The organism is uncultured Pseudacidovorax sp. (assembly GCF_913773995.1).
GTDB lineage: Bacteria > Pseudomonadota > Gammaproteobacteria > Burkholderiales > Burkholderiaceae_C > Xenophilus.
In genome coordinates this window covers 1-12,232 of record NZ_CAJYES010000029.1, presented here as the reverse complement: position 1 = coordinate 12,232, position 12,232 = coordinate 1, and the positions used below count along the sequence as shown (strand labels likewise).

Sequence of the window (12,232 nt, the reverse complement as noted above, 5' to 3'; positions counted from 1 at the left end):
GGGTGCGCGAACGTGGCTTCGTCTTCGTCTCGGTCGGCTACAGGCTGGTGCCGGAAGTGGACGTGCGCACGCAGGCGCAGGATGTGGCCCGTGCGCTGGCCGAGGTCCAGCGGCTGGCGCCGGGCTGGGGGGCGGACCCGCATCGGCTGGTGCTGATGGGCCACTCCGCGGGCGCCCATCTCGTCGCCTTGCTCAGCGCCAACCCTGCGCTTGCAGGCGCCCAGGGCGCTCAGCGCTGGCGCGGCACGGTGGTGCTCGACAGCGCGGCTCTGGACACCGAAGGGCTGATGCAGCGCCGGCACCTGCGCTTCTATGACCGTGCCTTCGGCACCGACCCGTCGCTGTGGCGTGCCGTGTCGCCCACGGCCCAGGCGGCGCCAGGCAGCCTGCCGATGCTGCTCGTGTGCGCCAGCGAGCGTCGAGATGACTCGTGCGCACAGAGTGCGCAGTTCGCTGCGCGGGTGCGGGCCGTTGGGGGCCAGGCCACGGTGCTGCCGCAGGCGCTGTCGCACGGCCAGATCAACGCGCAGCTCGGCACGGCGGGCGACTACACGCAGGCTGTCGACCACTTCATCGACACGCTGCTCAATCCGGTGCGTTGACGCAGGCCTTCCTCGGCAGGCCTGCGCCGCGGCCGCGCCTTTCAGGAGCGGCGCAGTGCCCGCCAGGGACGCCAGGCACGCCGCTCGGTCGGCACGGTCAGCGGCATCCGGCCTGAAGGCGGGGCGACGGCGAGCGTGTCCTTGCCCTTGGCCTTGGCTTCGTAGAGCGCCTCGTCGGCCAGCGCCAGCGCCCGGTGCAACGGCACATCCGGCTCCACCGTGGCCACGCCCGCGCTCACCGACAGGCGCAGTCCGTCCACGCGCAGGTGGTGCGCGGCCGACACGCAGGCCGCAGCCACGTCGGCGGGCGACGCTTCGGCGTCCTCGATCCAGATGCAGAACTCCTCGCCACCCAAGCGTGCGCACAGGTGCGGCGCACTGGCCCGGCGCAGGGCATGGGCGACGGCGACCAGTGCGCGGTCTCCACCCTCGTGGCCGAGGCGCTCGTTGATGCGCTTGAAGTCATCCACGTCCACCAACACCACGTTGAACGCGCCCGTCGGCGCAGCCGCTACTGCAGCCTGGGCCCGCTCGAAGAAGGCACGCCGGTTGGGCAGACCCGTGAGCGCATCCTCATACGCGAGCGCGGCAAGCCGCAGGCGCAGCAGATGGCCACTGCGCCGTTCTACCGACAGGGCCAGGTGCACCAGCAGGCACATCAGCAGCGCCGCTGCGGCAAACAGGGCCAGCAGGGATTGCAGGGCAGGCGCGACGCTGTGTATCAACTCGCCATCCAGGAACACCAGGGCCACCGCCCCCATGCCAATGAGGAAATCGCGCAGGCGCACATGGCACAGGGCCAGGCACATGCCGAAGAGCATCAGCAGCGGCAACGTCCAGAAAATCTGGGCGGCGCCCGCCTCCAGGTTGAGCCGAAAACCGACGGCCAGGGACACCGTGACCAGGAGTCCGCCAAGGCTGAGCATCCAGACCGGACGCTCGCACAGGGACAGCAGCATTCCGGCGGCGGCCGCAGCCGTGCAGAACAATTCCGCTGGCAGATGGGCGACGCCCCGAGGCAGCGTCACCGCCAACGTCATCAGCCAGATCAGCACACCCGCCCCTTCGCAGGCCAGGGCGAGCGGCCGCACCTCCTGCCTCAGTGCTCGCCGCAGGGCCGCAGCCTGTGACGCCGGAATCGACGGCATCCACCAGCGGCAGACGCGCCGCAGGGCGCGGTGGATCCGAAGCCGCGCGGGCATCAACGCGGCGCCTCGTCGGCCATGACCAGGCGGTTCTTGCCCGTGCGCTTGGCCTGCCCGAGCGCGGCGTCGGCACGCCGCAGCGTCTGCTCCAAGGACTCGCCGGGCAATACCTGCGCCGCGCCGGCGCTGAGCGTGAGTCCCACACCCTGGGCCGACAGTCGTCGTGCCGCCTCGACCACTCCCGCTGCAGCGAGCGCCAGTTCAGCCGGTGAGCGAACCGGGATCAGCACGCAGAACTCCTCGCCCCCGGTCCGCCCCGACAGCGCCTGCGCGGGCAGGCGCAGCAGCAGCGCGCCAACGGCCTGCAGGAGCCTGTCGCCCACCTCGTGACCATGACGATCGTTGATGCGCTTGAAGTCATCCACGTCCAGCGCGATCAGACCCTGGGGCTGCGACGTCTTCAGGCGGGCCGCGGCCGTCTCCAGAAAGCCGCGCCGGTTGGCCAGGCCGGTCAGGGCGTCCTGGTACGCGAGCGTTGCAAGCGTGGTCGCCGCCGCCACGCGCCGTCTACGCGCCAGCGCCACGCCTCGGTGCAGCATCAGGGCCAGCGTGAACCCGCCGAACAACAGCACCACCCGTACCGCCTGCCCGCTGGCCTGCAGGCCCGGGATCAGCCCTTGCGCCAACACCAGCCATACGGCCAGGCTGCAGAAAAAATAGCTGCGCAGGCGCACCTGCAGGAGCCCGAGGACCAGCGAAAGCATCAGACACAGCGGAAGCACCCACAGGTCGCCGGCGCCGCCGGTGGAAGCGTCGAGTTGAAAGCGGCACCCGCCTGCCAGCGCCACGGTCATCAGACCCACGCCGCCGTCGTGGCTGGATGCGTCCCGCGCGGCCAGGCACAGTGCCAGCCCAGCCGCCTGCGCAAGACTCCAGCCGAGCACCGGCAGCGGGTCCGCGATCACATGCGGCCAGGCGACCCACAGCGAGAGCAGCCAGGCGAGCGCCGCGCACCCCGCCAGCACACAGGCCGGCCTGCGAAGCCGAAGCAGCACCTCCTCGTCCAGGCGACGGCTGCGTTCGGTGGGCGAGATCAGGGCTTCGTCGGATCGGACGCAGGCTTCTTCCGACGGAAGACCGAAGCCGATGGGCGAACTTTTGGCTGTCAAAACTTCGTTTCCAGAAAAACTGGGCGGAAGTTAGACAGGTTGCGCGGCCGCCCGTGTCAGCCGGCATCCCCAGGGGTCTTCATCCTTGCGGCACCACCGCTTCCGCATAGTCGTAGAGCTCGCCCAGCAGCGCCTCGGCCCGTTCGTCGGCGTTCTCGGCGAGCGTGTCGATCTCCGCGAAATAGCGGTCCACGTTGAGCCAGCCTTCCTCGCCTTCGACCAGGCGCGCGGTGCGCAGCGCTTCCCAGTGGGCGGCCTCTTCCAGGCTCAGCGTGGCCGGGAAGTTGCGCGCCCGGTAGCGCAGCACCAGCTCGGTCAGGCGCGCATCGTCGAAGCCGGAGCGCGCAAGCGCCAGCTCCTGCGGCGGTAGCGCGCGCAGCTGGTTCAGGCGGCGGCGGTCGGCCGGGCCGACGAAGCCGCCATAGAGGTCTTCGTCCACGTCCAGCGCCGGGCCGCGGGGCCGGTCGAAGAGTTCGCGCCAGCGCTCGCTCAGGTCGGGCAGTCCGGCGGCAGTGAGGGCATGGCGCTCGGCCCGCGCCAGGTCGATGCCCCAGCGGCCTGCCGCCATCTCCACCATCTTGGGGTTGCTCACGACCATGGGCGACTTGTTGAGGTGGATCGACTTGATCGGCAGTCGGCTCACGCCCTCCGGCAGTTCGGCACTGCGGGTGAACAGGCGCAGCCGCATCGTCTCCAGATCCAGGTCGGCCAGCTCGGCCGGGTCGTGCGACAGGTCCCAGGCCAGCAGTTCGTTGCGGTTGGTGGGATGGCTGGCCAGCGGCCACATCAAGGCCAGGCAGCCGCGCTCGGTGCCGAACATGCCCGACACGTGCACGAAGGGCCGCGCCGTCTGCGGCGAGGCGGGCAGGCCCAACTCCTGCGCCACGCGTTCCTTGCGCCGCAGCGCCAATGCGAAGTCGAAGAGGCGCGGCTGCTTCTGGCGGATCAGCCGGGCCATGGCGATGGTGGCGCGCACGTCCGACAGCGCATCGTGCGCCGCCTCATGCACCAGGCCATTTGCGCGGGTCAGGTCCTCCAGCTTGAAGCTGGGCTTGCCGTCGGGATGCTTCGGCCATTCGATGCCCTCGGGACGCAGGGCGTAGGTGAGGCGCACCACGTCCAACAGGTCCCAACGCCCGCACTCGTTCTGCCATTCGCGGGCATACGGGTCGATCAGGTTGCGCCAGAACATGAAGCGCGTGACCTCATCGTCGAAGCGGATGGTGTTGTAGCCCACGCCGATGGTGCGCGGCTGCGAGAAGGCGGCCTCGATGCGGGCGGCGAACTCGTGCTCGGGCACGCCCTCGGCCAGGCAGCGCTGCGGCGTGACGCCGGTCAGCAGACAGGCCGTGGGGCTGGGCAGGAAGTCCGGCGCCGGCTGGCAGTACAGCATGATCGGCTCGCCCACCTCGTTGAGCTCCGCATCGGTGCGCACAGCCGCGAATTGCGAGGGCCGGTCGCGGCGCGGGTTGGCGCCGAAGGTTTCGTAGTCGTGCCAAAGGAAGGTGTGGGAAGCGTCGGCCATGGGTCGGGGGTCGGAAGGCAGCTGGCCATTGTCGGCCAGCGGGTTCACAGCAAGGGCGAGAACAGCCGCGCCACCGCTTCGCCGAGCCGCAGCCAGAAGCTGCGATGGCGGTTCGTGCGCACGGGCGAGGCGCTCTGCAGGTCGGTCTCGAATTGCATGGCGAGCGGCCCGGCCAGCGCTGGGCCGTAGACCACCGCCATCACCTCGAAGTTGAGCAGGAAGCTGCGGTTGTCGAAGTTGGCGGTGCCGATCATGGCGCAGTGCTCGTCGACCACCAGCGTCTTGGAATGCAGCATGCGGGCCTTGTACTCCCACACCTTCACGCCGGCGGCCAGCAGCTCGTCGTAGTAGGAGCGGGCGGCCGCGCTGACCACCAGCGAATCGCTGCGCCGCGGCACCAGCACGCGCACGTCCACGCCGCGCAGGGCGGCGTTGGTCAGCGCCATCAGTGCCGGCTCGCTGGGCACAAAGTACGGCGTGGTGAGCCAGGCCCGCTCGGTGGCGGCGTGGATGGCCTCCACATGCATGCGGTGGATGGCCTCTGGTGGCGTGTCGGGGCCGCTGGTGACGATCTGCACCGCGACCGGCCCGGCGTCCACCGGCGGCATGAGCCGCGCCATCAGGCTGCCGATGCCGTGCAGCGGTTCGCCAGTCGCGTAGACCCAGTCCTCCAGGAAGGTGGTCTGCAGCCAGCGCACGGCGCTGCCCTCGATGCGCAGGTGCACGTCGTGGTAGGCATCCGGCCGGGTGCGGCGGTCTTCCTCGTCGGTGATGTTCACGCCGCCGGTGAAGCCCACGACCCCATCGCAGACCACGATCTTGCGGTGGGTACGGTAGTTGGTCACCGGTCGCAGGCGCCGACCGATGCGGGTGTCGTGGAAGAACACGACCTGTGCGCCAGCCTCGCGCAGCGGCGCCAGGAAGCGCCGCCCCACACGCTTGGCGCCCAGCGCGTCGATCAGCAGCCGCACCTGCACGCCGGCACGGGCCCGCTCGATCAGCAGGTCGCGCAGCGCGTTGCCAATGCGGTCGGGCTCGAAGATGTAGTACTCGAGGTGGACATGGTCCTGCGCGGCCCGGATGGCCGCGAAGATGGCGTCGAAGGTCGCGGCGCCGCCCGAGAGCAACTGCACCGACTGCGCACTGGACACCGGCAGCCCGCAAGCGGCCAGGCCCAGCGTCGCCAGCTGGTGCAGCGCGGGTGGCGCGTCTTCCGCGGCCTCGCGCAGCAATGCCATGTCGGCCGGCGCCTGGGCCATCACCCGGCTGCGCAGCCGCTTGAGCCGCTGCTTGGCCAGCCGCTGTGGCCCCAGGAAGTAATAGACGAAGAAGCCCAGGTAAGGCAGCAGCGCCAGCGACAGGATCCAGCTCATGGTGGACACCGGCGCGCGCTTCTGCATCACGATCCACACCGACAGCACGGCGATGTAGGCGCTCCAGGCGAGCGACAGTCCGGTGGTCCAGGCGGGGCTGAGGTGGAACTCGGGCAGGGTCATCCAGGGGCTCGGCGCGCCGCCGGCCGCGTGCGCAGCCGGAAGCGGCCAAGAAAAAAGGCCGGGAGCGCGATGCTACCGGCCTTGTGTGGCACCGCCCGTGGGGGCGGACGCCTTGCTGGCGTGGTCGATCAGCCGGCGGCGGCTTCCTCGGCCTCGGGCTTGGACTTGCCTTCCTTCTTGGGCAACGGCGTGATGTCCAGCTGCACCTCGTCCTTGTCGTCGAGGTCGACCTCCAGGCGGCCACCGTCGGTCAGGCGGCCGAACAGCAGTTCGTCGGCCAGCGCGCGGCGGATGGTGTCCTGTATCAGGCGCTGCATCGGGCGGGCGCCCATGAGCGGATCGAAGCCCTTCTTGGCGAGGTGCTTGCGCAGCTTGTCGCTGAAGGTGACCTCCACCTTCTTCTCGGCCAGTTGCGTCTCCAACTGCAGCAGGAACTTGTCGACCACGCGCAGGATGATCTGCTCGTCCAGCGGCTTGAAGTTGACGATGGCGTCCAGGCGGTTGCGGAACTCGGGCGTGAACAGGCGCTTGATGTCGGCCATTTCGTCGCCGGCCTGCCGCGGATTGGTGAACCCGATCGTGGCTTTGTTCATGGTCTCGGCGCCCGCGTTCGTCGTCATGATGATGATGACGTTGCGGAAGTCGGCCTTGCGTCCGTTGTTGTCCGTCAGCGTGCCATGGTCCATCACCTGCAACAGCACGTTGAAGATGTCCGGATGCGCCTTCTCGATCTCGTCGAGCAGCAGCACCGCGTGCGGCTTCTTGGTGACGGCCTCGGTCAGCAGGCCACCCTGGTCGAAGCCCACATAGCCCGGAGGCGCACCGATCAGGCGCGACACGGCGTGGCGCTCCATGTACTCCGACATGTCGAAGCGGATCAGCTCGATGCCGAGGATGTAGGCCAGTTGCTTGGCCGCCTCGGTCTTGCCGACGCCGGTGGGTCCGCTGAACAGGAAGGAGCCGATGGGCTTGTCGCCCTTGCCCAGGCCCGAGCGGGACATCTTGACGGCGGAAGCGAGCACCTCCAGCGCCTTGTCTTGGCCGAAGACCACGCTCTTGAGATCGCGCTCGATGGTCTGCAGCTTGCTGCGGTCGTCGTTGCTGACGTTCGCCGGGGGAATCCGGGCGATCTTGGCCACGATCTCCTCGACCTCGGCTTTGCCGATGGTCTTCTTGCGCTTGCTGGCCGCCAGGATGCGCTGCGCCGCGCCGGCCTCGTCGATGACGTCAATGGCCTTGTCCGGCAGGTGACGGTCGTTGATGTACTTGGCCGACAGCTCGGCTGCCGCCTGCAGCGCCGCGGTGGCGTACTTGACGCTGTGGTGCTCCTCGAAGCGGCTCTTGAGCCCCTTGAGGATCTCCACCGTCTCGGCCACGCTGGGCTCGACCACGTCGACCTTCTGGAAGCGCCGCGACAGGGCCGCGTCTTTCTCGAAGATGCCACGGTATTCGGTGAAGGTGGTCGCGCCGATGCATTTGAGCTGGCCGCTGGAGAGCGCCGGCTTGAGCAGGTTGGACGCGTCCAGCGTGCCGCCCGATGCCGCACCGGCGCCGATCAGCGTGTGGATCTCGTCGATGAACAGCACGGCATTGGGCTTTTCCTTCAGCGACTTGAGCACGCCCTTCAGGCGCTGCTCGAAGTCGCCGCGGTACTTGGTGCCGGCCAGCAGCGCGCCCATATCGAGCGAATAGACCTGCGAGTCGGCCAGGATCTCGGGCACATCACCTTGCGTGATGCGCCAGGCCAGGCCCTCGGCGATGGCCGTCTTGCCCACGCCCGCCTCACCCACCAGCAGCGGGTTGTTCTTGCGCCGACGGCACAGGATCTGGATGACGCGCTCGACCTCGTACTCGCGGCCGATCAGCGGATCGATCTTGCCGTCCTTGGCCTGGGCGTTGAGGTTGACGGTGAACTGTTCGAGCGGCGAGGCCTTCTCGTTCTTCTCGGCGCCGCCCTCTTCGCCTTCGCTGGAAGGCGCTTCGCCACCACTCTTGGGCTGCTCGGGCGGGTCGCTCTTCTTGATGCCGTGGGCGATGAAGTTGACGACGTCCAGCCGCGTCACGCCCTGCTGGTGCAGGTAATAGACGGCGTGCGAGTCCTTCTCGCCGAAGATGGCGACCAGCACGTTGGCGCCGGTCACTTCCTTCTTGCCATTGCCCGTGGACTGCACGTGCATGATGGCGCGCTGGATCACACGCTGGAAGCCCAGCGTGGGCTGGGTGTCCACGTCGTCGGTACCGGCGACCTGGGGCGTGTTGTCCTTGATGAAATTGGTCAGCGACGAACGAAGGTCGTCGATGTTGGCCGAGCAGGCTCGCAGCACTTCGGCGGCGCTCGGGTTGTCCAGCAAGGCGAGCAGCAGGTGCTCGACGGTGATGAACTCATGGCGTTGCTGCCTGGCCTCGACGAAGGCCATGTGCAGGCTGACTTCCAGTTCCTGGGCAATCATGTGATTTCCTTTGCCTTGCTGTGAATACTTCTGAAGACTTCAGATGGGTCGGATCGCGGTTTATTCAACCGGTTCACTGACGCACTGGAGCGGGTGGCCCGCCTGGACGGCGGCTTCCATCACTTGATTGACCTTGGTGGCCGCGACATCGCGCGGGTAGACCCCGCACACGCCGCGACCGTCGAGATGAATCTTCAGCATGATCTGGGTGGCCGTCTCGCGGTCCTTGTTGAAGAACTCCTGCAGGACGACCACCACGAATTCCATCGGGGTGTAGTCGTCGTTGAGCATGACGACCTGGTACATCCGGGGGGGCGCCGTCCGCTGCGGACGCCGCTCTGCCACCACGGAGCCACCGTCGTCCCTCTGGGGGCGAACCGGCGCCGGAGGGGGTGCCGAGGGATTTTTCGTGGCCATGAAATTCATTCTATAGAGCACTGGAACTCGTGGCGTGAGGGCGGAATTCAAGCGCGCCGCAGGGAGCCAGCTCGCAAAAAAGGTGCCGCCATCGCCAATTTGCGCGCCGCCAAGCAGGCGATCCGGGAGAAAACGTGATGCCGGGGCGCGCCTCCCGGCTTCCCGGTGCGGCCCGGGCAGACCACCACGTGCCGCCCAACAATGGGCCGACGCCCCAACCCACGGAGGCGCCGAACCGGAATGACACAAGCCACCGCCGAAGCCTCGACACGCGCCACTGGAGCCCGCCATGACCTCACACGCCATCCTTCCCTGGGCCGACGCTCTGGTGACCGACCAGCGCCTGCCGTTCGACGGTTTTCGCATCGAGAACTCGCCGGACGGCGCCCTGCTCGTCACCCACACGCTGCACGGCCGACCGGTGTTCTGGCACCGCTACGAGGGCGTACGCCTCGACGCGCAGACGGTGTGCACGCTGGAAGGCATCGAGGGCTGGGTGGAGGTGGATCCGCTGTCGTGACCGCGGCCTCGGCCGGGCGCCCAGCAAAAAGGCCCGCCACCGATGCAGGTGACGGGCCCAGGATGGCGGCGATGGCGTGTCAGGCCGCCTGCATCCGCAGCTTGCGAGCAGACAGGCGCTTGGCCAGACGCGGCAGCACCAGCACCGCCAACACGACCACGATCAGCGCCACCGACATGGGCCGCTGCAGGAAGATCACCGCACTGCCCTCGCCGATCGACATGGCATTGCGCAGTTGCGCCTCGGCGAGCGGCCCCAGAATCATGCCGACCACCACCGGCGCCGTCGGGAAGTCGAAGCGGCGCATCAGCACGCCGATCACGCCGATGGCATAGAGCAGCACCAGGTCGAACGAACTCTGGCGCATGCCGTAGGCGCCCACCGTCGCGAAGATCAGGATGCCGGCGTAGAGCTGCGGCTTCGGGATCTTGAGCAGCTTCACCCACAGGCCCACCATCGGCAGGTTCAGCACCAGCAGCATGATGTTGCCGATGTAGAGCGAGGCGATCAGCGCCCACACCAGTGCAGCCGAGGTCGAGAACAGCTGCGGCCCGGGCTGGATGCCGTAGTTCTGGAAGGCGCCCAGCAGGATGGCGGTGGTGTTGGAGGTGGGGATGCCCAGCGTCAGCAGCGGAATCAGCGCCGCCGTCACCGTGGCGTTGTTGGCGGCCTCCGGGCCGGCCACGCCCTCGATGGCACCGGTGGTGCCGAACTCGGCCTTGTCCTTCGGATCCTTGGTCAGCTTCTTCTCGGCGGCATAGCTCAGGAAGGTCGGGATCTCGGTGCCGCCAGCCGGGATGCAGCCGAAGGGCGCGCCGATGGCAGTGCCGCGCAGCCAGGCCGGGATCGAGCGCTTCCAGTCGCGGGCACTCATGTGGACCCGGCTCATGGTGTTCTGCGTCTCGACCACGCGGCCTTCGTACAGGACGGCGTACATCACCTCGGCCACGGCGAACAGGCCCACCGCCACCAGCACGATCTCGATGCCATCCAGCAGCTCCGGGATTCCGCCGGTGTAGCGGCCCTGGCCCGAGATCTGGTCGAGCCCGATGCAGCCCACGGCCAGGCCGATCAGCAGCGCCGTCATGCCGCGCAGCGTGCTCTTGCCCAGCACCGCACTGACGGTGGTGAAGGCCAGCAGCATCAGCATGAAGTACTCGGGCGGCCCGAGCTTGACGGCGAACTCGGCCACATAGGGCGCGAACAGCGTGACCACGATGGTGGCGATAGTGCCTGCCACGAAGGAGCCGATGGCGGAGGTGGCCAGCGCCGCGCCGGCGCGACCGCTCTTGGCCATCTTGTTGCCTTCCATGGCCGTGACCATGCTGGCCGTCTCGCCCGGCGTGTTCAGCAGGATCGAGGTGGTCGAGCCGCCGTACATCGCGCCGTAGTAGATGCCGGCAAAGAAGATCATCGAAGCCGTGACATCGACCTTGCCCGTGATCGGCAGCAGCATGGCCACCGCCACGGCAGGGCCAATGCCGGGCAGCACGCCCACGGCCGTGCCCAGGGCGCAGCCCACGAGGCACCACAACAGATTGCTGACCGTGATGGCCTGCGCGAAGCCCTGTAACAGGGCGCCAAAGATGTCCATGGTCAGATCCAGCCCGTCGTGGTGAGGCCCGGCAGGTTGATCGCCAGGAATTGCGTGAACATCCAGTACACGGGTGCCGCGATGACGAGCCCGGTGACCAGGTCGATGGCCCAGGTGCGCGGCTTGCCGGCCGCCGGCTGCCCGCTGGCGCGGCGCAGGCCCTGCACCGCGAGCAGGTAGCACAGGCCGCAGCTGAGGATGAAGCCCAGGTGCTCGATGAGCGCGGCGTTGAGCAGCAGACCGGCCGACAGCCAGACGAAGCCGGGCCAGTTCGCCGGCTCGGCCGGACCGTCACCGTCCTCCATGGCGCGGAAGCCACCGGTGCGTGCTTCCCAGGTGATCCAGGCGCCGCAGATGGTCAGGCCGACGGAGACCAGCCAGGGCAGGAAGTTGGGGCCGACGCCGCCGTAGCCGGCTTCGGAGGAGATGCCGATGGCGCCGAAGGCCATGGCCAGGCCGACGAACACGACGCCCAGACCCACCAGGGTCTGCATCGTGTTGGAGCGCGCGGGCGCGTCCGGCGAGGAAGGGGAAGAAGCGATCATGCGGGTCTCCATGCGGCCGCGCCGCGGCACCAATAGCAGTGCGGCGGCGCGGGCCGCTCGGGAAGTGCATTCAGACCATGCCGGAGCGCGTCATGATGGCGCGCAGGCTGGCGAATTCGTCGTCCACGAACTTGTCGAAGGCCGGGCCGGTGAGCACGGCGGGCGTCCAGTCGTTCTTCTTGAGGGCTTCGGCCCAGGACGCGCTCTTGACGGCCGTGAGCACGCGCTCGGTCAGCGCCTTGCGCTGTTCTTCCGAGATACCGGGCGCGCCGTACACGCCGCGCCAGTTGCCGATCTCGACATCGATGCCCAACTCCTTGAGCGTGGGCACATTGACGCTCTGCAGCCGCTGCGCCGAGGTGACGGCGATCGGCTTCATCTTGCCGTCGGCGATGTAGGGCGCGAACTCGCTGTAGCCGCTACCGCCGATGGTCACGTTGCCGCCGAGGATGGCCGCCGTGGCCTCACCGCCCCCACGGAAGGCGACGTAGTTGATCTTGGACGGATCGACGCCCACCTTCTGCGCGATCATGGCCGCGGCGATGTGCTCGGTGGAGCCACGCGAACCGCCGCCCCACTTGACGCTGCCCGGGTCCTTCTTGAGCTGGGCGACCACGTCGGCCATGGTCTTGAAGGGCGAGTTGGCCGGCAGCACGAACACGTTGTATTCGCTGGTGATGCGGGCGATGGGCGTGGCCTGCGACAGGTTGACCGGCGGCTTTCCGGTGATGATGCCGCCCAGCATCACGGCGCCCATCACCATGAGCGC

Annotated in this window: 11 protein-coding genes; 2 read left to right on the top strand and 9 right to left on the bottom strand. The window is 68.4% G+C overall.

The window, feature by feature from the left end:
* The coding region (locus QZ772_RS02825) for an alpha/beta hydrolase fold domain-containing protein (protein WP_295522822.1) at window positions 1–602 on the top strand (602 nt) is incomplete at its 5' end.
* Between the two features lie 41 nt (window positions 603–643).
* Here QZ772_RS02825 and QZ772_RS02820 read toward each other — a convergent pair.
* The 6 genes from QZ772_RS02820 to clpS all read right to left on the bottom strand — a co-directional run bounded on the left by QZ772_RS02820 (window position 644) and on the right by clpS (window position 8,804).
* The gene (locus tag QZ772_RS02820; protein ID WP_295522820.1) at window positions 644–1,693 is read right to left on the bottom strand and encodes a diguanylate cyclase; all 1,050 of its coding nucleotides are present in this window, start codon (window positions 1,691–1,693) and stop codon (window positions 644–646) included.
* 110 nt (window positions 1,694–1,803) lie between these two features.
* Window positions 1,804–2,916 (bottom strand): diguanylate cyclase, encoded by a 1,113-nt coding sequence (locus QZ772_RS02815; protein WP_295522818.1) that lies wholly within the window; start codon window positions 2,914–2,916, stop codon window positions 1,804–1,806.
* A gap of 79 nt (window positions 2,917–2,995) precedes the next feature.
* On the bottom strand, window positions 2,996–4,441 hold the full coding sequence (gene sbcB, locus QZ772_RS02810; RefSeq protein WP_295522816.1) for an exodeoxyribonuclease I: 1,446 nt from the start codon (window positions 4,439–4,441) through the stop codon (window positions 2,996–2,998).
* A gap of 44 nt (window positions 4,442–4,485) precedes the next feature.
* The gene (cls, locus tag QZ772_RS02805) at window positions 4,486–5,937 is read right to left on the bottom strand and encodes a cardiolipin synthase (RefSeq protein WP_295522814.1); all 1,452 of its coding nucleotides are present in this window, start codon (window positions 5,935–5,937) and stop codon (window positions 4,486–4,488) included.
* A gap of 128 nt (window positions 5,938–6,065) precedes the next feature.
* Window positions 6,066–8,387, bottom strand: coding sequence for an ATP-dependent Clp protease ATP-binding subunit ClpA (clpA, locus tag QZ772_RS02800; RefSeq protein ID WP_295522812.1), 2,322 nt, complete (start codon window positions 8,385–8,387; stop codon window positions 6,066–6,068).
* A gap of 60 nt (window positions 8,388–8,447) precedes the next feature.
* The gene (gene clpS / locus QZ772_RS02795) at window positions 8,448–8,804 is read right to left on the bottom strand and encodes an ATP-dependent Clp protease adapter ClpS (RefSeq protein WP_081682112.1); all 357 of its coding nucleotides are present in this window, start codon (window positions 8,802–8,804) and stop codon (window positions 8,448–8,450) included.
* Window positions 8,805–9,093: 289 nt separating this feature from the next.
* Here clpS and QZ772_RS02790 point away from each other — a divergent pair, with 289 nt between their 5' ends.
* Window positions 9,094–9,324: a hypothetical protein gene (locus QZ772_RS02790; RefSeq protein ID WP_295522810.1), complete on the top strand. Its 231-nt coding sequence runs from the start codon at window positions 9,094–9,096 to the stop codon at window positions 9,322–9,324.
* Between the two features lie 79 nt (window positions 9,325–9,403).
* Here the strand turns inward: QZ772_RS02790 and QZ772_RS02785 are convergent, their stop codons facing one another.
* From QZ772_RS02785 to QZ772_RS02775, 3 genes are all read right to left on the bottom strand, one after another.
* A complete protein-coding gene (locus QZ772_RS02785; protein WP_295522808.1) occupies window positions 9,404–10,918 on the bottom strand; it encodes a tripartite tricarboxylate transporter permease in 1,515 nt (504 codons plus the stop codon).
* A gap of 2 nt (window positions 10,919–10,920) precedes the next feature.
* Window positions 10,921–11,463, bottom strand: a complete 543-nt coding sequence (locus QZ772_RS02780) for a tripartite tricarboxylate transporter TctB family protein (RefSeq protein WP_295522806.1) — start codon at window positions 11,461–11,463, stop codon at window positions 10,921–10,923.
* Between the two features lie 70 nt (window positions 11,464–11,533).
* The coding region (locus QZ772_RS02775; protein ID WP_295522804.1) for a tripartite tricarboxylate transporter substrate binding protein at window positions 11,534–12,232 on the bottom strand (699 nt) is incomplete at its 5' end.